The sequence below is a fragment of the Arthrobacter sp. TRD_SC_6 genome (genome assembly GCF_055361185.1).
In genome coordinates this window covers 1,439,779-1,463,365 of the sequence record NZ_CM143953.1, presented here as the reverse complement: position 1 = coordinate 1,463,365, position 23,587 = coordinate 1,439,779, and the positions used below count along the sequence as shown (strand labels likewise).

The window sequence follows — 23,587 nt, the reverse complement described above, 5'->3', positions numbered from 1 at the left end:
ACGTGTGGAGAACTGACGGCTGGGACTCCGAATTCAAACTCGGGATTATCAGCCCACACGCGGACATCGGCCCCGAAGCTGAAGCACAAGCCATGCTGACAGGTCTGCCGGTGACCGTGCACGGCGCGCGCATCGATTTCAGTCCTATGCATCCAGGCGGCTTGATCGACGAAAAGATCGCCCACGACCCTGTAATGCAGTTCATTCAAGAGGGCCCTATTGATCAGACAGTCGAGAGTCTGTCCAGTTCCCCCTTGGACGCCATCAGCTTGGCTTTCACCAGCTCGTCGTTCAAGATCGGTCCCGAGCGAGAACGCGATGCCCTGCAAAGACTGTCAGCCGTGGCGCATGGCATCAGATTGATAACCACCGGAGTTGCGGCGGTATCGGCGATGCGGCACCTCGCACTCGATAGGGTGGCGTTGATCGCACCATCGTGGTTTGATGACCAGCTGTGCCAGGAGGGCCAGGCGTACTTTTCGGAACAAGGGATAGACGTCATTTCAGCCACGCCGAGCGGTCCAGAGGGTGGCCCTCCGACCATAACGGCCAAGCGGATGGCCGAGGCGGTGACATCCGTTGTGCAACGAACCGGAGCGAGGGCAGTTCTCGTCGCGGGCAACGGACAGCGGGCTATCGGTGCCATCCATTATCTTGAGCAGGATCTAGGGGTTACGGTTCTAACTGCGAACCAAGTCTTGTTGTGGGCCGCACTGGAAGGCTCAGGGCTGCAGCATCAAGTACAGGGATACGGAAAGTTGTTCAAGGAAAGTTAATTCGGGACCTCCCATGCTAGACTTATATGCATGTACATGGATGATGGCAATTCGGGGGGGGCGTCATCCCTCTCCGATCTAAGCACCGCCTGGTCGCAAACGACCGCCTTCGTTTCCGCTGTCGATTCCAACCTTGGAAAATGGCTGACTACCTCCTTCGGAATCGGCCTTACCGAGTACAGGGCACTCGTTCTTCTGAGTAAAGCCCCGGACAAGGAGCTACGAGTCAACGACCTGGCGAGCAAAGTGGGCTTGAACCAAAGCTCAGTGACCCGGCTCCTGAGTCGACTCGAAGCCAAAGGGCTGACATACCGGGACACTTGTCCCGACGATCTGCGCGGAGTGTACGCGGTCATTGCCGAACGGGGAGAAGAGGTTGTTCGCGAAGCCCACGCGCCCTACGAGAAGCAGGTCGACAAACTCCTTCGGGAAGCAAATAAGCAGAGCCCTCAGGGTGGTGGCGTAGAGATAGGACGAGCACTCGAATGCATCGCCGATCTCATCGCATAGCCCCTGCCTTTAACATTCTATTTTTACCTCTATATATCTGCATGTACATGCACCATGATGACTATTAGAGAAAGGACGTCGACATATGACTACGAGAGTAGAAGTGTTCGTCGACTACGTCTGCCCCTTCTGCTTCCTCGTGGAAGGCGCGCTGGACGAACTCGTACGTGAGCGAGACATTGAACTGGAAATCCGGCCCTTCGAGCTGCGCCCTGACCCTGTGCCAACTCTGAAACCGGAGGATGACTATCTTCCCGCGATATGGGATCGGGCTGTTTACCCGATGGCTCGGCGGGTTGGAATGGACATCACTCTGCCGACAATCTCGCCTCAGCCGCGGACCGACAAGGCGTTCATGGTGCTCCAACTGGCCAATGAACACGGGCTGGCCGAACTTTTTTCCCGAAGAATGTTTGAGGCCTTCTTCCAGCAGGACCGCAACATCGGTGATGACCAAGTCATCGTCGACGTTGCACAGTCAGCGGGACTGAGCCGCAAGGACACCGAAGAAGCGCTCCGAAGTACTGAGCGTCGGGAACGCCAAAACGAGGACCAGAGATTCGCAGCTGAAACCATCGGCATATCCGCCGTACCAAGTTTCCGAGTCAACGGCAGGGTCGTCTCCGGGGTCCTCAACGCAAGCCAACTTAAGGACCTCGTCGACAGTGCCGCAGAAGCAGGGGCGAGACTGTGAGCCTGGACGGAGGGTTTCTGTCCCAGCTGATGGATAAGGCCGTGAGCTACAGCTTGGCCCACGTTGAAGCCGGCGGGCTTCCGTTCGTCGGTGTACTCACTGATGGCGAGGAACGCATCTCCGATTTCGCGGTCAACCAGGTGCACCAAACCGGAGATCCAAGTGCTCACGCCGAGATCATGGCAATGCGACAACTCATGGACGCGCGCGGCCGCCAGAGCATCGAAGGAACGATCCTTCTGGCAACCGGCGAACCGTGCGGCCTCTGCTACCGCTTCGCAATCCAGCGAAAGGTCAAAACCATCTACATCGCAGTGGATCGTGGAGAAGTCGCGCAATGGGGTTTCGATTACAGGCACAGCTACCCCGCGCTCGGAATCACCGATGAATTCTTGACCGACATCGTGCACCCTCTTCCTGTCACCAACGGCGCAAAGCCGTTCGAACGTTATCTCGCGATCAACACGCCCGTGAGCAACCGCTACGGACAAACTCTATGAAAGGAATCTCATGAGCTGGCTCTACCTCGCGATCGCCGTGATCTTTGAAATCATGGTCGCCATCGCCGCAAGCAAAGCTAACGGCTTCAAGAATGTCCCATGGACCGTCGCGACCCTTCTCAGTGGTGGAATAGCCACTTACTTCCTCAGCCTCGCGCTGCTCACCTTCGATGTTGGGGTCGGCTACGCGCTCTGGGTGGCGATCGCTGGCATTGGAATCACCATCCTCGGTGCCTTGCTCTTCGGGCAGCGCCTCGACTGGAAAAAAGCAGGAGGAATCCTCGTCGTCATCGGCGGGGTTGTCGGTCTGCAGCTCAGCGGCATCCACTAAAACAACATCACATGATCACCGCACCTAACGCGGAACAAACATCATTCTTGAGAGGAACACAGCACCATGACTAACACGCCAGCCGTCACTGATGTACAGACAGCCACGGACACACACGCAGAAAGCCGGAAGTTGGGCAGGGCCTGGCTCGTCCTCATCCTCGCCGGCGTATTCGAGATCGGCTACGCCCTCAGCGTCGGCGGTAGTGAAGGTTTCACCGTCCCAGGCTGGTCCATTTCCGCCCTTATCTTCTTCCTCTTCACCCTCTTCTTCCTGAGCGTCGCCCTGAAGCACATCGACGTTGGTATTGGTTACGCCGTGTGGGCCGGCATCGGCGCAGTCGGTGCCGCCATCCTCGGCAGTGTCTTCTTTGGTGAGACCCTCACCCTGGCGCAGGCCCTGTGGCTCGCCGTGATCATCGCAGGTGTCGTCTGCCTGAAGCTCGCCGACAGCCCGAAGCTGCGAACGAAGAAACCGGCAACGCAGCCCGCTGACGTCTAAACGCCCACACAAAGGGCTCCGACTGCGCGGGGCAATGCCCGCAACTGCCATCGCAGGCGGGAAAGGGGCAACCGGAACGCGCCATACACCAACAGACGATATTGGAAGGTTTACCGTCATGATTCCCGACCACATTCACACCTCCGAAGAGGTGGCTGCCGCACGGTCGGCAAGAGCCCCTATCGTCGCCATGGAAACCTCGGTAGTCTCAGGTGGCAGCTACCCGTCGAACCACGAAATGGCCCTTGCCGTCGACGACGCTGTGCGTCAGGCAGGCGCTACGCCCGCAAGGGTGGCACTGATTGATGGGAAAGTCACCCTGGGCCTGGAGGCATCGGAGCTGCAGCGTCTCGCTGAAGAGAACTCGCCTCGGAAGATCGGCAGCCGGGATCTCGCTGTTGCCATTGTCCAGGGAGTCACGGCAGGCACCACAGTCTCATCCAGTCTCATCGTCGCAGCGGCAAAGGGAATCAGAGTTTTCAGTGTCGCTGGAATCGGTGGAGTCCATCGGGAGCTGAGACAACCCTCGACATCTCTGCCGATTTGGATGAATTGGCCCGGCAGCAGGTCGCTGTCGTCTGCGCGGGAGCCAAATCGCTCCTAGACCCGGCGCTAACGCTGGAGTACCTCGAAACCAAAGGGATTCCGGTCGTTGGATACGGATCAAAAATGTTCCCCAACTACTACGCCGTCTCCTCAGGTTTCGAAGTTCCTTGGAAGCTCGATGAGCCCTCAGACGTTGCGGCCCTGATCGACCTGCATTTCGACCTTGGGCTGCCCGGCGGCCTGCTCATCACACGACCGATCGATGAAGCGGATGCCTTGCCGTCGGAGGAGCTGAACGCCGCGGTGGAAGATGCACTCGAGGATGCGCGTTCTGCTGGGATCTACGGACAAGCGCTCACACCAGTCGTCTTGTCCGCCATCAGTAAGGCAACGGGCGGAGCGAGCATGGCAGCGAACCGGTCGGTCCTGATTTCTACCGCCGTTGCGGCGGCGGACATAGCCCTTCGACTTAGGACGGAGGTGGGGCATGGCAGTCATCTTTGATCTTGACGGAACTCTGCTCGACACACCGGCGGGCATCGTGAGGGTAGCCAGAATGACCGCCGTCGAGCTTGGCCTCGCTGTTCCATCAGAAAAGGTCATCAGGGCGATGATCGGCAAGCCACCTCTTCAGATGTTCAGTACCTTCGGTGGAAACGTGACAGATCATGGAGCGGCAGTCATTCGCTTTCGGGAACTCTTCTCCGAGCACGTTGTCTCTTCAGCCGCCAGCCTGGTTTTCCGGGTTTGCGAGAATGCCTTGACGCACTTCAGGGAAGACACCAATTGGCGGTAGCGACGAGCAAAATCTTGCGCAGCGCCGACGAGCTACTCTCTGCGGCTGGCTTGCTGCACTATTTCGAGGCCGTCGCCGGTGCGGACTGCGTCGATAATCCAAAGCCCGCCCCGGACGTGGCACTACACGTTACTGACAGACTCGGGGTCGATCCCAGACACTGCGTGGTGGTTGGTGACTCGGTTCACGACATGGGGATGGCAAGGGCAGCGAACATGCCGTCTGTCGGAGTCCTATGGGGTGTGGACGACCGCGATGCCCTGCTCGCCTCCGGGGCGGGCGCCATCTGCCCTAGTCCCGAAGGCCTACTCGACGCCCTGGACTCAGCGCTCAACTCAAAGGAATCCTAATCGTGGCTACTAATACCGTTCCGGTCGACAAAAAAACCAGCGCCCAATCTTTGATCCTGCTGGTCATATCCATAGCCCAGTTCGTCATCGCCCTCGACTACTCGATCGTCTATGTTGCCCTGCCAAGCATCGGCGCCGAACTCGGTATGACTGAAGCTTCTCTGCAATGGGTTGTGAGTTCCTACGCACTCCTCTTCGCAGGCCTTCTGCTCCTGGGCGGGCGAATAGTCGACAAGCTTGGCGGCAAGCGGGTGTTCGTCGCCTCGGTTACTCTCTTCGGAGTCGCTTCGCTATTAGGAGGCATCGCTGAAGATGCGACACTCCTGCTCCTAGCTCGCGCTTTGCAGGGCGTCGCAGCAGCGGCCCTACTCCCTTCAGTTCTCGCGCTACTCAGCAAGGCATTTCCTTCCGGACCGCTTCGAAGCAGCGCCTACGCAATCTGGGGGGCAGTGGGCGCGTCCGGTCTGGCAGCAGGTGTGGTCTTCGGAGGAGTCCTCACCACGTTCTCCTGGCGCTGGACGTTTTACATCAACTTACCGTTGGTTCTGATCTGCATTTTCGGAGCGCTCAAATCCTTCAAAGATGACCGACCAACAGGATCAACACCCCGCATCCCGGCGTTCTCCAGTTTGACCGGTACAGCTGCGGTGCTATTGGTTGTTCTCTTCCTCACGCTTCTAGCTGATCCCTCATCAACAAACGTCCTACTGTGGAGCTGCCTCAGCCTGGCCATCTTCGCCGTTGCGCTATTTCTCCTGAATGAGAACCGGTCGGCCGCTCCGCTCATCGAGCGACAGCTTCGAGCAGTCAAGTCACTACGTGCCGGATCCGCAGCAGCCGCCTTTTACATGGCAAGCGTCGGCACAGAATTCTTCCTCGTCACCTTATTCCTCCAAGAAGAGCGCAACTACTCTGCCCTCGCCGCCGGTATAGCCTTCCTCCCGCTGGCAGCAATGGTGACAGTAGGCAACGTTGTTGCCGGGAAACTGATAGCGGCACGAGGCGTCAAGTTCACCTTGGCCCTCGGCTTCGCCATAGCCACTGCCGGCCTGCTACTACTCGCTTTCAGCTTGAACATCGAGAGCTTCTGGATCGGTCTACTACCCGGATTCATCATCAGCGGACTCGGCCATGGTGTTATCTACACCGGGATGTTCGTCCTCGGAACTTCCGACGCCCCACAGGAATCCCAAGGTGCAGCAGGATCCCTCATCACCACCTCACAATATGTCTCCGGTGGATTGAGTCTCGCCCTGCTGGTGCTCATCATCGCCTTTGTCGGCACCGAGATGGGGTATCAGATAGCCTTCGCGATCAATGCCGCCTTTGCAGCGGCAGGCATCGTCCTGGCCCTAATGCATCGGAAGGATTCGGAACCCAATGCCTGAACCAGAAAGCGTTGCAGGGTGCGAGCGGTTCCGGATCGGCCTCATCGTCGTGGACAACGATCCGGTGCCAGAGATAGAGATTCGAAATCTCGCGCCAACAGGAGTGAGTATTCATGTCGTCCGTTTCCATCTCCCGCGCTCCATGGGAAGCGAGTACACGGGTGACCCGGCTGCTCAACCAGTCACCTCGCACATTCTCGAAGTACTGCATGCCTTGGAGCGGATCGGCGTGGACGCCGTGGGCTTGTGCTTCACAAGCAGCAGCATCTTCAATCCATCGGGATTCGATGCGGCGTTCCGAGCCGCTGCCCTGAAAGTGAACCCGTCCTGGGTGGTATGTACCGCGGCGGAAGCGCTAGTGTCCGCCATGCACGAGGCCGGCGTCAGAAACCCTTATGTGCTTGTGCCACCCTGGTTCACAGAGCCGACCATCGCCGCACTCCACGATTACCTAGCTAACCGGGGTATCGGGATGGCAGATGCTCAGTACTTCGAGTTGAGCGCCGCTTGGGATGTCATTCCCCGACAAGATCGATTCGACCACGGGGCAAAATGGCATATCCACCCTCGAGAAGTGATGCAGAACCTTCTCGAACGGGATCTCAAAGGGGCCGACTCCATACTCATTCCAGGAAGTGGGTTCCCAAGCCTTGACGTGCTGACCCAAGAACCTCCTCAGCTCCCGCTTCCATTGTTCACCGCTAATGGCGCGACGCTTGACGCATTGCTGAAGGGAAGCAGGCCTGCGTTGAGTGTGTCCTCGACGGGGGGCGTTAGTCGCCAAGACTGAAAGGGCATATCTTCCTCCTCGACGGCTTCCGGGGCCCGTGGACATTGCACGTAAGCGGGGAATCACACTGTCAGTCCCGCCGCCAGCGGTCGACGGAACCGCCCTCGTCGGAGATTCCCTGCCGGTCAGGGTTGCCGAATCAACGGACACCACGATGCCAAGAAACGGAGCCACCGACTTTTGCGAAGCCACTTCGGTCGCCAACGGGATTCCGTTCCTCAATACTGACGACACATCGAGTGTGCGCCGTAGGAATTCGGAGTGGATGCCCCAGTCCAGGGCAAAGAAAACCGCCCAATCACCGGGGTACTTCCGAGTGCTTGAGCAGTTTGTTGGAGCCTCCTGCCGGATTCGAACCGGCGACCCCCTGTTTACAAGACAGGTGCTCTGGCCAACTGAGCTAAGGAGGCGTGCTGGCCAAGCCAGCGTGCGCCGTCGTCGTACTTCCAAGGGCGCTACACAAGGTTAGCCCAGCGTGCACACCGCCGGGAAATCCTTGGCCTATCAGCGCTTCGAGTCGATCTTTTCCTGCACGACGGCGGCGAAGTCGCCCACGGGGTCCGTCACTTCCTGACCGTCCACAAACACCGTGGGCGTGCCGCCGACGCCGTGGACTGAAGCCGCTTCCGTGGTGTATTTGACCCACGGGCGGAAAGTGTCCTCTTCAAGGCAAGAAGAAATATCCGCGGCGCCAGCGGAGGAAGCCATTTCCACAAGCTCTCCGTCGGTCAATTCACCGTTCTCGAAGTTCCCAAAGAGGGCCGTCGAGAAGTCCCAGTATGCGTTGGGGGACGAGTCCGCTACACACGCCAGCGCCGCAGCTCCGCGCGAGGAGTACTGGCTTTGCGAGTTCGGATCGAGGTACGCCACGTTGCGGTACTCGACGGTGACAGCCCCTTCATCCAGCCAGGTCTGCATCTGCCCAGCATGTTCCCGCTCGAAGTTCGCGCAGTGCACGCAATTCACGTCGACGAAGACCACTACCTGCACGGGTTCATCCGATCCGGAGGCCTGGACACCCGGTGGTAGATCCGCCGGATTGGGTGCGTCTTCGGGAAGCGAAGCAACGTCTACCTGCTCAGTCTGCGTCGAAGCCAGGTCAGAAGCGGATGTCAGAGTGATGCCGCCAAACTCGTTGCCGTGGGCCGGCGCCGGCCCTGCATCGGGTACCTGGTTCCTCAAATTCCCCGCAATGATCAACCCGACTATCACGAGTATCGCGATCACCGCAGCCACAACGCCCCATTTGACGAGGAAAGACGCCCGCTTCTCCTTACGCTCCTGCTGTTCGCGCAGCAACCGTGCCTGCTCACGCGCGTCGGATTTGCGCTGGGCTTTACTCGGCTGGGAATTGCTCGGCGTCATCGGTCCTCATGTCCATCGGAGGTGCTCTTTCCGGACCATTTTAGGTGACGCCCCTGAATACTTCCTGACCCCGGCCTGCCATCCGGACCCGCTAAAGTCATCAGTAGGGCTACTAAATTCAGGGGAGACTTGCATGCAGACAGGCGACACCACGTACGGGGAGTTCGAATTCATTGTCGTGTCCAACCGCTTGCCGGTTGACCGGGTGAACGACGACGGCGGCAACGGCTCCTGGCGTCGGTCACCTGGCGGCCTGGTCACCGCGCTCGCGCCGGTCATGGAGAAAGCGGACGGCGCATGGGTGGGCTGGCACGGCGCACCTGATGAAACTCTTGAAGCCTTCGATCACGACAACATGCGCCTCGTACCCGTCCCGCTCAGTGATGATGAGGTCGAGTTCTACTATGAGGGGTTCTCAAACGCCACGCTCTGGCCGCTCTACCATGACGTCATTGCGCCGCCTGAGTTCCACCGGCACTGGTGGGATTCCTACCGCCGGGTCAATGAACGCTTCGCGGAGGCCACAGCAGCGATCGCGGCCGAGGGCGCAACGGTATGGGTCCAGGATTACCAGCTGCAACTGGTTCCCAAGATGCTCCGGAAAGTCCGCCCCGACCTGAAGATCGGCTTCTTTAACCACATCCCGTTCCCGCCGCTTGAGATCTACGCCCAATTGCCGTGGCGCCGTCAGGTCATCGAGGGCCTCCTGGGAGCAGACCTTATCGGCTTCCAGCGCCCGAGCGACGCCAGTAACTTTTTGCGCTGCGTCCGCCGGTTCCTCGGCCTGGCTGTCCGGCAGCAACAGGTTCAGGTGAAGGGTGAGGACGGAACGGAAGACTACATCTCGCGCGCCGAAGCGTTCCCCATCTCAATTGACGTCCAGCGCATCGTCGACCTCGCGAACCGGCCCGACATCATCGAGCGTTCCAAGGAGATCCGCCGCGAGCTTGGCAATCCGAAGCACATTCTGCTCGGTGTCGACCGCCTCGATTACACGAAGGGCATCGGCCACAGACTCAAGGCCTACGAGGAACTGCTCGCCGATGGAAAGGTGCAGGTTGAAGATGCCGCGCTGATCCAGGTAGCAAGCCCCAGCCGCGAGCGGGTTGAGCAGTACCGGCTGCTGCGCGAGGAGATCGAGGGCTCCGTCGGTCGCATCAACGGGCAGTACGACACCATCAAGAACACGGCCATCCGTTACCTCCACCACAGCTACCCGGTGGAGGAAATGGTGGCGCTTTACCTGGCTGCCGACGTCATGCTCGTCACCGCCCTGCGCGATGGGATGAACCTCGTGGCCAAGGAGTACGTCGCCGCGCGGACGGGCAACAGGGGGGCCCTGGTCCTCAGCGAGTTCGCCGGCGCTGCGGACACGCTCCGTCAGGCCATCCTCGTCAATCCGCACGACATTGACGGCCTCAAGGCCGCCATCCGCGCGGCCCTCGATATGAGCCCAGGCGAGGCCTCCCGCCGTATGCGCACCATGCGCAGGCAAGTGCTGCAGAACGACGTCGAGCGTTGGTCCAAAGCCTTTCTGGCCGAACTCCAGAACGGCGCACGGGAGGAAGTCCTTGTCTGAACTCAGCCCGGAACTCAGGTCCGCCCTCGCAACAGCCGCCGCGACCGACAACCTGCTCATCGCCCTGGACTTCGACGGAACCATGTCCCCGCTCGTCGACCGCGCTGACGACGCACGGGCCTTACCAGGTGCCGCGACAGCATTACGCGCCCTGGGAAAACTTCCACGAACGACGACGGCGCTCATCTCCGGGCGCGCGCTCGAGAGTCTCAGACGGGTCGCCTCACCGGAACCGGAGACGCTGCTCATCGGCAGCCACGGAGCCGAAACCTGGACAGGACCCGACGGAGCGCCCATGGAGCTGACGGAATCCCAAGCCTCAATACTGCGCCACGCAACGGCTGCAGTGCAGGAGGTCGTTGACGCACATCCGGGCACGGTCCTGGAAACTAAGCCGGCCGGCGTCGTCCTTCACACCCGCACGGCCGATGCCGACACCGCAACCGCCGCTACTCTCAGCGCGCGCACTGCTCTGGGTTCGCTCGAAAACCTGCACGTGTCCGATGGCAAGAGCGTCCTTGAGGTATCGGTCGTGCAGGCAGACAAGGGAAGCGGGCTGCGATCCCTGCGGGAGCTGACGGGCGCGACGGCGGTGGTGTTCGCAGGCGACGACGTCACCGATGAACACGCGTTCAGAACGCTCGCAACGCCAGATGTCGGGATCAAGGTAGGCGACGGCGTCACATCTGCCCAGTACCGCGTGGCGTCCCCGGAATCACTGGTGGGCGTTCTAACTGAACTGCTCGCGTTACGGACTGCTGGCGCCTGAGTAGGCTTCCGTGCCATACTCAAGTCTTGTGACCTGGTTCACGGCTGTACTAATTCGGCCCTGCGCCGGTCATCAAAACTGAATAATTCCCATTCACAACGGATCGTCGGGCACGTACCTGCCCGTGAAAAGGATAATAAAAATGGCAACGGTAACGTTTGACCAGGCTACGCGCCTGTACCCGGGCACTGAGAAGCCCGCCGTAGACAAGCTCGACATCGAGATCGCAGACGGTGAATTCCTCGTTCTCGTTGGACCTTCCGGTTGCGGAAAGTCCACCTCCCTTCGTATGCTGGCCGGCCTTGAAGACGTCAACTCGGGCCGTATCCTCATTGGCGACCGCGACGTCACCGACGTTCCGCCGAAGGACCGCGACATCGCGATGGTTTTCCAAAACTACGCGCTGTACCCGCACATGTCCGTCGCCGACAACATGGGCTTTGCCCTGAAGATCGCAGGCATTTCCAAGGAAGACCGAGCAACGCGGGTTCGTGAAGCTGCGAAGCTCCTCGACCTCGAGGACTACCTTGACCGCAAGCCGAAGGCACTCTCCGGCGGTCAGCGCCAGCGCGTCGCCATGGGCCGCGCCATCGTTCGTAACCCCCAGGTGTTCCTCATGGATGAGCCGCTGTCGAACCTGGATGCCAAGCTACGCGTCCAGACCCGCACGCAGATCGCGTCACTCACTCGCCGCCTCGGCGTCACCACCGTCTACGTGACCCACGACCAGGTCGAGGCCATGACCATGGGAGACCGTGTCGCGGTCCTCAAGGACGGCATCCTCCAGCAGGTTGACACGCCCCGCAACCTCTACGAGCGCCCCAAGAACGTCTTCGTTGCGGGCTTCATTGGTTCTCCCGCAATGAACCTCCTGGAACTGCCTGTCGCGGACGGCGGCGTCCTCTTCGGAGGAATCGTCTACCCCGTGCCAGGAAATGTCCTTGAGGCAGCTGCGGGCAACACTGTCACGTTGGGCGTGCGCCCCGAGGACCTCGTCCTTGCCGCAGACGGCGAGGGCCTGCAGGTGGAAGTTGACGTGGTCGAGGAACTCGGCGCCGATGCCTACATCTACGGGCACGCCACGCTCGACGGCAAGGATCACGACATGGTGGTTCGCGTGGACGGCCGCCGCCCACCCATGAAGGGCGATCACGTCTACGTCCGCCCTGAGCAGGGTCATGTGCACCTCTTCGACACCACCAACGGTCTCCGCCTGGCCGATCATGTCTAACAAGTCCGGCGCGTAAGCAAACAGACTCCTACCACTGCGGTGGCCCCCATCGGTTGACGGTAAACTCAACCGGCGGGGGCTACCGTCATTTTAAGGACAGACTGATCATCATGACCGACGCGACTCAGGCGAACTGGCACAACGAGCCAACGGACTACACCCAGGCGGGCAAGCTTCCGCGCTCCAACGCTGCCCTGGGCGAGGGTTCGCTAGGATCGCTCAACATCACTGCCGCTTCGACCGATCCAGAGCTGCTTGACCTGCCCTGGCACCTTGCGCTCGAGGAGTGGCCGGCCGAGAACCTGGCCGCGCTACCACGCGGCATCTCCCGTCACATCGTCAGGTTCGCCCATTTGAGCGGGTCCGTGATCGCCATCAAGGAAACCAGTGAGCACATAGCCCGGCACGAGTACCACATGCTACGGAAGCTTCAGCGGCTCGATGTACCGTGCGTGGAACCCGTCGCCGTCATTTCGGGTCGGAAGAACGTCGCGGGCGAAGATTTGAACCCGGTGCTGGTCACACGGCACCTGAAGTTTTCCATGCCTTACCGTGCGCTTTTCTCCCAAATGCTGCGGAAGGACACGCTCACCCGCCTCATCGACGCGCAGGCCTTGCTGCTGGTACGCCTGCACCTGATCGGGTTCTACTGGGGCGATGTGTCCCTCTCCAACACGCTTTTTCGCCGCGACGCAGGCGCCTTCGCCGCTTACCTTGTTGACGCTGAAACGGGCGAGTTGTACCCGGGGCTGTCCAATGGTCAACGGGAGTATGATCTCGAGATCGCGAGGGTGAACATCGCTGGGGAACTGATGGATCTCGCGGAAGGCGGCCTGATCGAGGAAAAGGTGGATCCCTTGGCCACGAGCGAGCTGATCATGGACAGCTACCGCCGTCTGTGGGCGGAGCTCACTGAGCAGGAATCATTCGAGCTGGGCGAACGCTGGCGCGTCAACGCGCGCATCCGCCGCCTGAATGAGCTTGGCTTCGACGTAGAGGAGTACGCGATCAAAACAGTCTCCGAAACATCGCAAATTCAGCTGCAGCCCAAGGTTGTTGACGCAGGTCACCACAGCCGCCGCCTCATCCGCCTGACGGGTATCGACGCTCAGGAGAACCAGGCGCGCCGCTTGCTCAACGACATGGACGCCTACCGCGCGGACAACAATCCCGACCTCGACGAAGAGATCAGCGCTCACCAGTGGGTCACCCAGGTGTTCGAACCTATCGTCCGCGCTGTTCCGCGGGAGCTGGGCGGGAAACTCGAACCGGCGGAGGTTGTCCACGAAGTGCTCGAGCATCGCTGGTATATGTCGGAGAAGCAGGACCGCAATGTGCCGCTCGCCGAAGCGGTGCAGTCCTACTTCGACACCGTACTGAGGCACCGGCGGGATGAAGCAGCCATCATGCTGACAGCCGATACGAAGACGATGGACCTTATCACCGGCGGTCTCGAAGACTAGCGAACCGGCTTAAACGAAAGCTCCCACGCTCCACCGTGTGGTGGAACGCGGGAGCTTCTCGATCAGTGGCCTGCTATGGGCAGGTGATCTGTGAACCCTGGTAAGTGTGTGTACCGGATCCAAGCTCGTTGCAGACCTCCGCAATCGCGGTGATACCCACAATGGTGAGGATTACGAACAGGATAGAGCCGATCACTCCTAGCGCACCGATGATGATGCCTGCCAGAGCGAAGCCATTTCCCATACCGGCCTTCTTCGACTTCACGAAGGCAACGATGCTGAGGATGAGACCGACGACCGTGATGAAAGGAATCAGGGACAAAATGAAGCCGACGATTCCGAGCGTCTTGCCGGGGTTCTCGGCTGGGGCCTGACCATACCCGCCTCCGTAACCGCCCTGTCCCTGCGGCTGGCCGTAGGGGGATGACGCCTGGGGCTGATTACCGTATCCACCTGCCTGCCCGTACGGCTGGTTCCCCGAAGCGGACGCACCGGAGGACGCCGGCTGATCCGTTGCAGACGGCTGCTGCCACTGCTGCCCCGCTGGGTAGCGTGAAGAGTCGTCCTGTCCGCCGCTGTTTCCGGGCTGGCCGGTGGTGTTGTCTGACACGTATTTCCCCATTCTGGTGATGAACTGCCACCGTTCGTGGCAGTGTTGCTTCGGCCAGTCTATAGGCCTGTCCGCTGTGAGCCGGGGATTCCATGAAGCGATCTTTCAGCGCCTGACGGGGCAGACAGCCGCCCGCTACAGAATCGCTTTTCCGGGGTTGAGGGTGTGGTTTGGGTCGAATATCTGCTTGATCTCCCGCTGGAGCTGAAGCAGGTCCTCGGACTGTTCCCACGCCAGCCAGCGAAGCTTGTACTCACCCACCCCGTGTTCACCGGTTATTGTTCCACCGAGGTCAATGGCCAGGCGGACGGATTCATCGAGGGCCGCGTTGAGCCGCAGCATACCCGCATCACCCTCGTTCTCGTCCACCCAGAAGGTTGGATGCAGGTTACCGTCTCCTGCGTGCGCCACGACCTTCACAAACACGCCGTGCGCCTGGGCCATTCGCTCAAGTTCCGCAACATACTGGACAAGCTGCGACCGGGGTATGGCCACGTCCTCCCCAACCCGGTACGCATCATAGGCGCCATCTCCCCTCGCGTTGCGGCGCAGGTTCAGCAGCCCCTCAGCTTCCCCCTCGTCCTCCGCACTGACGGTGGCGCCCAGTCCGGTCAGGACCTCCCGCACCACCTCAGCTTCCGCGTCCGCACCGAACCCATCTGTCTGCACAAGGAGCAGGGATCCCCCACGCACTGCAAGGTCGGATCCATGAGCCGAGTCAAGGACGCGCAGTGTGTTGCCGTCGAGGAGTTCGAGTATTGCGGGTTGCACACGCGCCGCGCCGATGGCGAGCACCCCCGCAGCCGCAGCGGGGAAGTTCGGGAAGAAAGCCGCGAGGGTCCGGGTCGCCACAGGAAGGTACTTCAACCGAACGGTAATTCCGACCACGATTCCGAGCGTGCCCTCGGACCCCACAAACAGTGAAGTCAGGTCATAACCCGCCACTCCCTTGAACGAGTTGTGTCCTGTCCGGATGAGGGTACCGTCAGCCAGAACGACGTCGAGAGCAAGCACCGAGTCCCGCGTGACGCCATACTTCGCGCACCGCAGCCCGCCTGCGTTTGTGGCCACATTGCCGCCGATTGTCGAAATGCGGTAGCTCGCAGGGTCCGGCGCGTACATCAACCCGTGAGAAGCAACGGCTTCGTTCAAATCCGAGTTGAGCACTCCAGGCTCGACTACAGCAACCTCATCCGTTGCCCTGATGTCCAGGATTCGGTTCATCCGCTCGAACCCCATGACGATGCACCTGTCCAGTGCCTGCGCGCCACCAGACAGGCCGGTGCCAGCTCCGCGCGGCACCACCGTCACTCCAAGCCGGCGCGCTACGCGGACTGTGTGCTGAACCTCCTCAACAGATTCAACAAGAACGACGACGGCGGGAAGCTCCCTTCTCGTGGCCGGTCCCTGATCGTGCGCGTACGCCTCGAGTACTTCGTGGTCGGTGAGGATGCGGAACGTCGGGATGGAAGCTGCCAGTTCCTGCACGACTGCCGTACCGTCCGCTGGGCCTACTTCGCTCACTGCGCCCCACCCATGAATCGACGGTAGCGTGCCAGGACAACGGTCCAATCAGGAGCTGCAGCGGATTGGGAAGCGCCCTCACTTCCCCCAGCCCATCCGGAGTGTTCCAGTTCTACTTGCGTGCCAGCTGGCAAAGGCGAGAACGTGATGTGAACGGAGCTGCGCTGATCGGGCTTGCCGCCCAGGAACCATTCGAGCTCAAGCGTCCCGGGCGGGGACAAGACGACAGTTGCCCAAGACGCAATTTCGCCCGAAGGACTCTCCTCGACCAGTTGCCCGTCAGTGAATTCTGGGTGGGTGCCGTCCCCGAATTCAGTTTGCTCAAGCGGCCACCATAAATGGATGCCGTCGGTAAAGCCAGCGAAAGCCTCGTCAACGCCGCGGGGAACCTCGACTGCTGCTGTCAGGCTGGAAGGTGCAGCACCTTCTTTTTGCTCGGGGGACTCCCTGGGCAAGTGCGAGAAGATGCTTTCCATGTGTGGAACTTTACCGGTGTTGGGGGTGTGGCTGTGTGGGTGTGTGGGTGTGTGGGTGTGTGGGTTAAATGCGGGAGGGCCTCACCGTTGTGGTGAGGCCCTCCTGTGAAGTGTTGTCCGGCGGTGTCCTACTCTCCCACACTCTCTCGGGTGCAGTACCATCGGCGCTGTGGGTCTTAGCTTCCGGGTTCGGAATGGGACCGGGCGTTTCCCCCACGCTATGACCGCCGTAACTCGTTTACCCGTCCCCCCGTGTCCTGCCCTTTTGCCCCTTTTTGGTGGGGGGTGTGGGTGGTTGGGGGGTGGGAAAATTGTGGTTACAACTCTGTGTTTAGTTGTGTGTATTTTGTTGTGTTTGGTTCCCGGGGTTGTTGGTTGGGAACCGCATAGTGGACGCGTAGCATTACATGTTTTGTGTGGTGTCAAGTTATCGGCTTATTAGTACCGGTCAGCTTCACGAGTCGTTAGTCCTCGCTTCCACATCCGGCCTATCAACCCAGTGGTCTGGCTGGGGGCCTCTCACACGATATGTGTATGGAAATCTCATCTCGAAGCAGGCTTCCCGCTTAGATGCTTTCAGCGGTTATCCCATCCGAACGTAGCTAATCAGCGGTGCACTTGGCAGTACAACTGACACACCAGAGGTTCGTCCGTCCCGGTCCTCTCGTACTAAGGACAGCCCTTCTCAAATTTCCTGCGCGCGCAGCGGATAGGGACCGAACTGTCTCACGACGTTCTAAACCCAGCTCGCGTACCGCTTTAATGGGCGAACAGCCCAACCCTTGGGACCTACTCCAGCCCCAGGATGCGACGAGCCGACATCGAGGTGCCAAACCATGCCGTCGATATGGACTCTTGGGCAAGATCAGCCTGTTATCCCCGAGGTACCTTTTATCCGTTGAGCGACGGCCATTCCACAATGTACCGCCGGATCACTAGTCCCGACTTTCGTCCCTGCTTGAGATGTCTCTCTCACAGTCAAGCTCCCTTGTGCACTTACACTCGCCACCTGATTGCCAACCAGGCTGAGGGAACCTTTGGGCGCCTCCGTTACTTTTTAGGAGGCAACCGCCCCAGTTAAACTACCCATCAGGCACTGTCCCTGACCCGGATTACGGGCCGAAGTTAGATATCCAGAGTGACCAGAGTGGTATTTCAACGATGACTCCACCTGAACTAGCGTCCAAGCTTCACAGTCTCCCACCTATCCTACACAAGCCACACCGAACACCAATACCAAACTATAGTGAAGGTCTCGGGGTCTTTCCGTCCTGCTGCGCGTAACGAGCATCTTTACTCGTAGTGCAATTTCGCCGAGTTTATGGTTGAGACAGCGGGGAAGTCGTTACTCCATTCGTGCAGGTCGGAACTTACCCGACAAGGAATTTCGCTACCTTAGGATGGTTATAGTTACCACCGCCGTTTACTGGGGCTTAAATTCCCAGCTTCGCCCACAAGGGGCTAACCGGTCCTCTTAACCTTCCAGCACCGGGCAGGAGTCAGTCCGTATACATCGTCTTGCGACTTCGCACGGACCTGTGTTTTTAGTAAACAGTCGCTTCCCCCTGGTCTCTGCGGCCCCGATCCGCCTCCCCACAGCAAGTGTGGTTCACGGTTGGGGCCCCCCTTCTCCCGAAGTTACGGGGGCATTTTGCCGAGTTCCTTAACCATAATTCTCTCGATCGCCTTAGTATTCTCTACCTGATCACCTGTGTCGGTTTGGGGTACGGGCAGTTGGAACCTCACGCCGATGCTTTTCTAGGCAGCATAGGATCACCGGATCCCCACCAAAGTGGGGCCCATCGGGTCTCAAAGTCGGTATCTAAACCAGGACCACGGATTTACCTATGATCCCTCCTACACCCTTAGACCAGGACAACCATCGCCTGGCCCGACTACCTTCCTGCGTCACACCTGTTAATACGCTTACCTCCCAAGATCAGGTCCCACGCTCCCCACTAACACTGTCCCCGAAGGGCACTGGAAAATGGTTTGGGTGGTTAGTATCCCTTGTTCAGTATGGGCGGTTCTTCACCGGTACGGGAATATCAACCCGTTGTCCATCGACTACGCCTGTCGGCCTCGCCTTAGGTCCCGACTTACCCAGGGCAGATTAGCTTGACCCTGGAACCCTTGATCATTCGGCGGACGGGTTTCTCACCCGTCTTTCGCTACTCATGCCTGCATTCTCACTCGTGTAGGCTCCACCGCTGGTTTACACCGCGACTTCACTGCCCACACGACGCTCCCCTACCACTCCAAACACCTGAACCAACCCCAAAGGGCCAGCTGGGTTATTGTTTGAAATCCACAACTTCGGCGGTGTACTTGAGCCCCGCTACATTGTCGGCGCGGAATCACTTGACCAGTGAGCTATTACGCACTCTTTCAAGGATGGCTGCTTCTAAGCCAACCTCCTGGTTGTCTGAGCAACTCCACATCCTTTCCCACTTAGCACACGCTTAGGGGCCTTAGTTGGTGGTCTGGGCTGTTTCCCTCTCGACTATGAAGCTTATCCCCCACAGTCTCACTGCTGCGCTCTCACTTACCGGCATTCGGAGTTTGGCTGACGTCAGTAACCTTGTAGGGCCCATCGGCCATCCAGTAGCTCTACCTCCGGCAAGAAACACGCAACGCTGCACCTAAATGCATTTCGGGGAGAACCAGCTATCACGAAGTTTGATTGGCCTTTCACCCCTACCCACAGCTCATCCCCTCCATTTTCAACTGAAGTGGGTTCGGTCCTCCACGACGTCTTACCGTCGCTTCAACCTGGCCATGGGTAGATCACTTCGCTTCGGGTCTAGATCACGCCACTCACTCGCCCTATTCAGACTCGCTTTCGCTACGGCTACCCCACACGGGTTAACCTCGCGACGTAACACTAACTCGCAGGCTCATTCTTCAAAAGGCACGCCATCACAGGAACAGTGATAAATCACCACCTGCTCTGACGGATTGTAGGCACACGGTTTCAGGTACTATTTCACTCCCCTCCCGGGGTACTTTTCACCTTTCCCTCACGGTACTTGTCCGCTATCGGTCATCAGGGAGTATTTAGGCTTACCAGGTGGTCCTGGCAGATTCGCACGGGATTTCTCGGGCCCCGTACTACTTGGGATACTCTCCAAGCGGCAACACGCATTACAGCTACGGGACTCTCACCCACTCCGGTCGGGCCTTCAAACCCGTTCACCTATACGCTTGCACTCACTTCACCAGCCCGGCAGAGCTGATACGGAAAGTCCCGCAACCCCAGAGATGCAACGCCCGCCGGCTATCACACACCACTGGTTTAGCCTCATCCGCGTTCGCTCGCCACTACTAACGGAATCACTATTGTTTTCTCTTCCTGTGGGTACTGAGATGTTTCACTTCCCCACGTTCCCCCCACGTACCCTATGTGTTCAGATACGGGTCACCACGTCGCAACAAGTACGCATGGCGGGGTTTCCCCATTCGGACATCCTGGGATCAAAGTTCGGTTATCAACTCCCCCAGGCTTATCGCAGATTCCCACGTCCTTCTTCGGCTCCTGATGCCAAGGCATCCACCGTGTGCCCTTAAAAACTTGACGAAAACACACACAACCCACAACCAACACCACACCCACCCCAACAAAGGGACAGACACAATGCCAGCCAACGAATCATGCGCGATTACACAAAATTTAAGATGCTCGCGTCCACTATGCAGTTCTCAAACAACAACCCCAACACACACCACCCACACCCCCGCAACCCAGCCAGACCCTTACGATCCAACCAAACCACAGACCCCTTCTCACAGGAGAACAGTGCAGGCAATCATGCCCAGGAAAACCAGAAACCCCACAAACCCAACCCCCGAAAGGATCAGACTCCTGTTGCTTCAGGACCCAACAGTGTGCCAAAGGATGAAACCAACACCACCAACCACGCCTTTCCACAACCCACCCCCACACATCCCCGCACTACACGAGAACACACAAGAACAAGCCCGTACTCAACACAATCAACAGCACCAGCCACCACAATTTCGTTGATATTCCACCCATGAGCACCCACCGCAGAACAAACGCCTGCGCAATGGGCATACTCCTGACAACCCCCACACCCCAACAACGGGATGAACAGAAAGTTGTAGGCGCTCCTTAGAAAGGAGGTGATCCAGCCGCACCTTCCGGTACGGCTACCTTGTTACGACTTAGTCCCAATCGCCGGTCCCACCTTCGACGGCTCCCCCCCAAAAGGGTTAGGCCACCGGCTTCGGGTGTTACCAACTTTCGTGACTTGACGGGCGGTGTGTACAAGGCCCGGGAACGTATTCACCGCAGCGTTGCTGATCTGCGATTACTAGCGACTCCGACTTCATGAGGTCGAGTTGCAGACCTCAATCCGAACTGAGACCGGCTTTTTGGGATTAGCTCCACCTCACAGCATCGCAACCCTTTGTACCGGCCATTGTAGCATGCGTGAAGCCCAAGACATAAGGGGCATGATGATTTGACGTCGTCCCCACCTTCCTCCGAGTTGACCCCGGCAGTCTCCCATGAGTCCCCGGCATAACCCGCTGGCAACATGGAACGAGGGTTGCGCTCGTTGCGGGACTTAACCCAACATCTCACGACACGAGCTGACGACAACCATGCACCACCTGTAAACCGGCCACAAGTGGCCGACACATCTCTGCGCCGTTCCGGTTCATGTCAAGCCTTGGTAAGGTTCTTCGCGTTGCATCGAATTAATCCGCATGCTCCGCCGCTTGTGCGGGCCCCCGTCAATTCCTTTGAGTTTTAGCCTTGCGGCCGTACTCCCCAGGCGGGGCACTTAATGCGTTAGCTACGGCGCGGAAAACGTGGAATGTCCCCCACACCTAGTGCCCAACGTTTACGGCATGGACTACCAGGGTATCTAATCCTGTTCGCTCCCCATGCTTTCGCTCCTCAGCGTCAGTTAATGCCCAGAGACCTGCCTTCGCCATCGGTGTTCCTCCTGATATCTGCGCATTTCACCGCTACACCAGGAATTCCAGTCTCCCCTACATCACTCAAGTCTGCCCGTACCCACCGCAGATCCGGGGTTAAGCCCCGGACTTTCACGGCAGACGCGACAAACCGCCTACGAGCTCTTTACGCCCAATAATTCCGGATAACGCTTGCGCCCTACGTATTACCGCGGCTGCTGGCACGTAGTTAGCCGGCGCTTCTTCTGCAGGTACCGTCACTTTCGCTTCTTCCCTACTGAAAGAGGTTTACAACCCGAAGGCCTTCATCCCTCACGCGGCGTCGCTGCATCAGGCTTGCGCCCATTGTGCAATATTCCCCACTGCTGCCTCCCGTAGGAGTCTGGGCCGTGTCTCAGTCCCAGTGTGGCCGTCCACCCTCTCAGGCCGGCTACCCGTCGTCGCCTTGGTAGGCCATTACCCCACCAACAAGCTGATAGGCCGCGAGTCCATCCAAAACCACAAAAGCTTTCCACCAACCACCATGCGATAGTCGGTCGTATCCAGTATTAGACCCAGTTTCCCAGGCTTATCCCAGAGTCAAGGGCAGGTTACTCACGTGTTACTCACCCGTTCGCCACTAATCCCCCCAGCAAGCTGAGGATCATCGTTCGACTTGCATGTGTTAAGCACGCCGCCAGCGTTCATCCTGAGCCAGGATCAAACTCTCCGTAAAAAACTACGAACACAACACCAACCCCCGGAAAAAGAAGGCCAATGCTGCACAAAATTCGAAACCAGCCAAAAAACCAGCCACCCCACGAGGTGAGATGACCAGCAAATCAACCAATCAAAAAACAATCGGTATCAACAAACATGGCACACTATTGAGTTCTCAAACAACAGAAGCACCCAGCACCAAAACAACCCCAACAGGGCCGCTCATCGCTCCGGAGCAACTTTCCAAACTTACCCACCAAACCCCACCCCGTCAAATCCACCCTGTCGGGGGATTAGCGTGCGGGCTTCGGTGCCTCCCATGAATCTTCCACCGCACGCGAGGGTGCCAGGAGGAAATTTTAGGAGGAGTGCCGCTCCCGCCAGGTTCAGAATCTCTCTGTCCCGGCCGCGGCGACTCAGAAAACATTACACGCCGTTTTGGGTCCTCGCAAATCACCGCACAGAGGCCTTACACACCCACAAATGCGCCAATTCAGGGCGAATAACTGCCCACCGAGGCCCGTCCAGGCCCCAACTCACTTTTGTGACCATATTCATATGCCACTGCGCTCAAAGCCGTATTCTTAAGCTCATAAGGAGGGTCGTCTCTCGCTGGCCCAGGAATCAACTGCGGTGAGGGGCCTCGTTGACTATGGCAGGTCCGATCAACGCAGTGGCACGGATCCTTTTGGCCCGCACTTCATCATCAGGGTGCACTGCGGGGATTGTGTATACCCCCCCCCCCCCCAGCGCCGACCCGAGACGAACGCACGGTCGCGGTGACCGGGCGAACCGCGCCCCCACGCTGCTCGCCAGCGGGTGACTCCTCAGACAGCATGCACCGAGGTCGATTTCGTCCCGGTGGGTCCATGGCAGCAGATCAGTCGCCACCCGCCACCCCTGCCGCGGTGTCCGGCCCAGCGCCGCTCGATGTAACTCCCTGAGGGTGTAGCCACGCGACGCCAGCCGGGCCTCAGTCTCGGATGTTCGTCCCCATGTAAGACCTCACCACCATGCCGTCAGTGATCAACAGACTAGACGTTTTGGAGACCGGTTAATTAGACAGCATCTCCACCGCGATGGCTCGCGCTGCCGACTTAGCCGCCACATCTCCGGGTACCTCGGGCTGAGAGTGGGCCAGCTCGTGCTTCTAAACGGGCAGCTTCGCTCCCGTCGCGGCCGAGCTGGAGGGCCCTACTGGAGTGTCATCGAAGGCTGCACACCGGCCGCCCCGGTCTTTAGGATCCTCAAGTAGCTGTTGCTATCGCCCCGCCCAACAAGGGCAACGGCTGCGGGCAAGTTCGATGGGGAGACAGTTCAGTTGCTGGCGCACCGTCGTTATCCACGTGGCCGCCGGCTGGGTTCGAGTCCATCGGCTACGTCCAGGAAGGGAAAGGCGCCTGCGCGGCTCGGCGTTGGGGGTGTGGCTGTGTGGGTGTGTGGGTGTGTGGGTTAAATGCGGGAGGGCCTCACCGTTGTGGTGAGGCCCTCCTGTGAAGTGTTGTCCGGCGGTGTCCTACTCTCCCACACTCTCTCGGGTGCAGTACCATCGGCGCTGTGGGTCTTAGCTTCCGGGTTCGGAATGGGACCGGGCGTTTCCCCCACGCTATGACCGCCGTAACTCGTTTACCCGTCCCCCCGTGTCCTGCCCTTTTGCCCCTTTTTGGTGGGGGGTGTGGGTGGTTGGGGGGTGGGAAAATTGTGGTTACAACTCTGTGTTTAGTTGTGTGTATTTTGTTGTGTTT

Annotated in this window: 18 protein-coding genes, 1 tRNA gene, 4 rRNA genes and 1 pseudogene; 15 read left to right on the top strand and 9 right to left on the bottom strand. The window is 59.2% G+C overall.

The genetic code is table 11. From position 1 onward, the window contains the following. The first annotated feature begins 2 nt into the window (after positions 1-2). The 11 genes and pseudogenes from ACWA1U_RS07130 (at position 3) to ACWA1U_RS07080 (ending at position 7,182) form a co-directional block, all read left to right on the top strand. Complete coding sequence (locus ACWA1U_RS07130; protein ID WP_463724634.1) at positions 3-776, top strand: maleate cis-trans isomerase family protein; 774 nt, start codon at positions 3-5, stop codon at positions 774-776. A gap of 30 nt (positions 777-806) precedes the next feature. Beyond that, complete coding sequence (locus ACWA1U_RS07125) at positions 807-1,286, top strand: MarR family winged helix-turn-helix transcriptional regulator (protein WP_463724633.1); 480 nt, start codon at positions 807-809, stop codon at positions 1,284-1,286. A gap of 85 nt (positions 1,287-1,371) precedes the next feature. Beyond that, a complete protein-coding gene (locus ACWA1U_RS07120) occupies positions 1,372-1,980 on the top strand; it encodes a DsbA family oxidoreductase (protein WP_463724632.1) in 609 nt (202 codons plus the stop codon). Between the two features lie 29 nt (positions 1,981-2,009). Further along, positions 2,010-2,480: a tRNA-specific adenosine deaminase gene (locus tag ACWA1U_RS07115; protein WP_463724963.1), complete on the top strand. Its 471-nt coding sequence runs from the start codon at positions 2,010-2,012 to the stop codon at positions 2,478-2,480. Between the two features lie 10 nt (positions 2,481-2,490). Continuing rightward, the gene (locus ACWA1U_RS07110) at positions 2,491-2,811 is read left to right on the top strand and encodes a DMT family transporter (RefSeq protein ID WP_463724631.1); all 321 of its coding nucleotides are present in this window, start codon (positions 2,491-2,493) and stop codon (positions 2,809-2,811) included. A 66-nt stretch (positions 2,812-2,877) separates the two neighbouring features. Next, entirely contained in the window at positions 2,878-3,312 is a 435-nt protein-coding gene (locus tag ACWA1U_RS07105; protein WP_463724630.1) for a DMT family transporter, read from the top strand. 34 nt (positions 3,313-3,346) lie between these two features. Then, positions 3,347-4,362: pseudogene (locus ACWA1U_RS07100) on the top strand (pseudouridine-5'-phosphate glycosidase). Beyond that, on the top strand, positions 4,346-4,654 hold the full coding sequence (locus ACWA1U_RS07095; RefSeq protein WP_463724629.1) for an HAD family hydrolase: 309 nt from the start codon (positions 4,346-4,348) through the stop codon (positions 4,652-4,654). The pseudogene ACWA1U_RS07100 and the gene ACWA1U_RS07095 overlap by 17 nt, the downstream one beginning before the upstream one ends. Beyond that, on the top strand, positions 4,606-5,004 hold the full coding sequence (locus tag ACWA1U_RS07090) for an HAD family hydrolase (RefSeq protein WP_463724628.1): 399 nt from the start codon (positions 4,606-4,608) through the stop codon (positions 5,002-5,004). Before ACWA1U_RS07095 ends, ACWA1U_RS07090 begins: the two co-directional genes overlap by 49 nt. A 2-nt stretch (positions 5,005-5,006) precedes the next feature. Beyond that, complete coding sequence (locus ACWA1U_RS07085; protein WP_463724627.1) at positions 5,007-6,392, top strand: MFS transporter; 1,386 nt, start codon at positions 5,007-5,009, stop codon at positions 6,390-6,392. Continuing rightward, positions 6,385-7,182 carry a hypothetical protein gene (locus ACWA1U_RS07080; RefSeq protein ID WP_463724626.1) on the top strand — a complete coding sequence of 266 codons (798 nt, stop codon included), beginning with the start codon at positions 6,385-6,387 and terminating at the stop codon, positions 7,180-7,182. Before ACWA1U_RS07085 ends, ACWA1U_RS07080 begins: the two co-directional genes overlap by 8 nt. A gap of 333 nt (positions 7,183-7,515) precedes the next feature. On the opposite strand, the gene ACWA1U_RS07075 is transcribed toward ACWA1U_RS07080, so the two are convergent. Beyond that, positions 7,516-7,592, bottom strand: a tRNA-Thr gene (locus tag ACWA1U_RS07075). Positions 7,593-7,686: 94 nt separating this feature from the next. After that, positions 7,687-8,547 (bottom strand): DsbA family protein, encoded by an 861-nt coding sequence (locus tag ACWA1U_RS07070; protein WP_463724625.1) that lies wholly within the window; start codon positions 8,545-8,547, stop codon positions 7,687-7,689. 133 nt (positions 8,548-8,680) lie between these two features. Between ACWA1U_RS07070 and otsA the strand changes: the two genes are divergently transcribed. The 4 genes from otsA to ACWA1U_RS07050 all read left to right on the top strand — a co-directional run bounded on the left by otsA (position 8,681) and on the right by ACWA1U_RS07050 (position 13,589). Next, on the top strand, positions 8,681-10,126 hold the full coding sequence (gene otsA / locus ACWA1U_RS07065) for an alpha,alpha-trehalose-phosphate synthase (UDP-forming) (RefSeq protein WP_463724624.1): 1,446 nt from the start codon (positions 8,681-8,683) through the stop codon (positions 10,124-10,126). Continuing rightward, complete coding sequence (gene otsB, locus ACWA1U_RS07060; RefSeq protein ID WP_463724623.1) at positions 10,119-10,895, top strand: trehalose-phosphatase; 777 nt, start codon at positions 10,119-10,121, stop codon at positions 10,893-10,895. Before otsA ends, otsB begins: the two co-directional genes overlap by 8 nt. A gap of 142 nt (positions 10,896-11,037) precedes the next feature. Beyond that, on the top strand, positions 11,038-12,126 hold the full coding sequence (locus tag ACWA1U_RS07055) for an ABC transporter ATP-binding protein (RefSeq protein WP_463724622.1): 1,089 nt from the start codon (positions 11,038-11,040) through the stop codon (positions 12,124-12,126). A 110-nt stretch (positions 12,127-12,236) separates the two neighbouring features. Then, positions 12,237-13,589, top strand: coding sequence for a DUF4032 domain-containing protein (locus ACWA1U_RS07050; protein ID WP_463724621.1), 1,353 nt, complete (start codon positions 12,237-12,239; stop codon positions 13,587-13,589). Positions 13,590-13,662: 73 nt separating this feature from the next. Here the strand turns inward: ACWA1U_RS07050 and ACWA1U_RS07045 are convergent, their stop codons facing one another. The 7 genes from ACWA1U_RS07045 to rrf (ACWA1U_RS07015) form a co-directional block, all read right to left on the bottom strand. Further along, positions 13,663-14,199 (bottom strand): DUF4190 domain-containing protein, encoded by a 537-nt coding sequence (locus ACWA1U_RS07045; protein WP_463724620.1) that lies wholly within the window; start codon positions 14,197-14,199, stop codon positions 13,663-13,665. Between the two features lie 135 nt (positions 14,200-14,334). Further along, the gene (locus ACWA1U_RS07040) at positions 14,335-15,723 is read right to left on the bottom strand and encodes an FAD-binding oxidoreductase (RefSeq protein ID WP_463724619.1); all 1,389 of its coding nucleotides are present in this window, start codon (positions 15,721-15,723) and stop codon (positions 14,335-14,337) included. Beyond that, on the bottom strand, positions 15,720-16,199 hold the full coding sequence (locus ACWA1U_RS07035; RefSeq protein ID WP_463724618.1) for an SRPBCC domain-containing protein: 480 nt from the start codon (positions 16,197-16,199) through the stop codon (positions 15,720-15,722). Before ACWA1U_RS07035 ends, ACWA1U_RS07040 begins: the two co-directional genes overlap by 4 nt. Positions 16,200-16,314: 115 nt before the next feature. Then, positions 16,315-16,431: ribosomal RNA gene (gene rrf, locus ACWA1U_RS07030) — 5S ribosomal RNA — on the bottom strand. A gap of 186 nt (positions 16,432-16,617) precedes the next feature. After that, positions 16,618-19,776, bottom strand: a 23S ribosomal RNA gene (locus tag ACWA1U_RS07025). Between the two features lie 559 nt (positions 19,777-20,335). Then, positions 20,336-21,858 (bottom strand): 16S ribosomal RNA (locus ACWA1U_RS07020). Positions 21,859-23,345: 1,487 nt separating this feature from the next. Next, a 5S ribosomal RNA gene (gene rrf, locus ACWA1U_RS07015) occupies positions 23,346-23,462 on the bottom strand. Together the 16S, 23S and 5S rRNA genes form the textbook arrangement of a ribosomal RNA operon. Positions 23,463-23,587: the final 125 nt, after the last annotated feature.

What these genes read in the sequence shown, in the direction of transcription:
- ACWA1U_RS07125 (WP_463724633.1), top strand. Translation starts at nt 807, where the DNA reads ATGTACATGGATGATGGCAATTCGGGGGGGGCGTCATCCCTCTCCGAT.
- ACWA1U_RS07120 (WP_463724632.1), top strand. Translation starts at nt 1,372, where the DNA reads ATGACTACGAGAGTAGAAGTGTTCGTCGACTACGTCTGCCCCTTCTGC.
- ACWA1U_RS07115 (WP_463724963.1), top strand. Translation starts at nt 2,010, where the DNA reads ATGGATAAGGCCGTGAGCTACAGCTTGGCCCACGTTGAAGCCGGCGGG.
- ACWA1U_RS07110 (WP_463724631.1), top strand. Translation starts at nt 2,491, where the DNA reads ATGAGCTGGCTCTACCTCGCGATCGCCGTGATCTTTGAAATCATGGTC.
- ACWA1U_RS07105 (WP_463724630.1), top strand. Translation starts at nt 2,878, where the DNA reads ATGACTAACACGCCAGCCGTCACTGATGTACAGACAGCCACGGACACA.
- ACWA1U_RS07095 (WP_463724629.1), top strand. Translation starts at nt 4,346, where the DNA reads ATGGCAGTCATCTTTGATCTTGACGGAACTCTGCTCGACACACCGGCG.
- ACWA1U_RS07080 (WP_463724626.1), top strand. Translation starts at nt 6,385, where the DNA reads ATGCCTGAACCAGAAAGCGTTGCAGGGTGCGAGCGGTTCCGGATCGGC.
- ACWA1U_RS07070 (WP_463724625.1), bottom strand. Translation starts at nt 8,547, where the DNA reads ATGACGCCGAGCAATTCCCAGCCGAGTAAAGCCCAGCGCAAATCCGAC.
- otsA (WP_463724624.1), top strand. Translation starts at nt 8,681, where the DNA reads ATGCAGACAGGCGACACCACGTACGGGGAGTTCGAATTCATTGTCGTG.
- ACWA1U_RS07055 (WP_463724622.1), top strand. Translation starts at nt 11,038, where the DNA reads ATGGCAACGGTAACGTTTGACCAGGCTACGCGCCTGTACCCGGGCACT.
- ACWA1U_RS07050 (WP_463724621.1), top strand. Translation starts at nt 12,237, where the DNA reads ATGACCGACGCGACTCAGGCGAACTGGCACAACGAGCCAACGGACTAC.
- ACWA1U_RS07035 (WP_463724618.1), bottom strand. Translation starts at nt 16,199, where the DNA reads ATGGAAAGCATCTTCTCGCACTTGCCCAGGGAGTCCCCCGAGCAAAAA.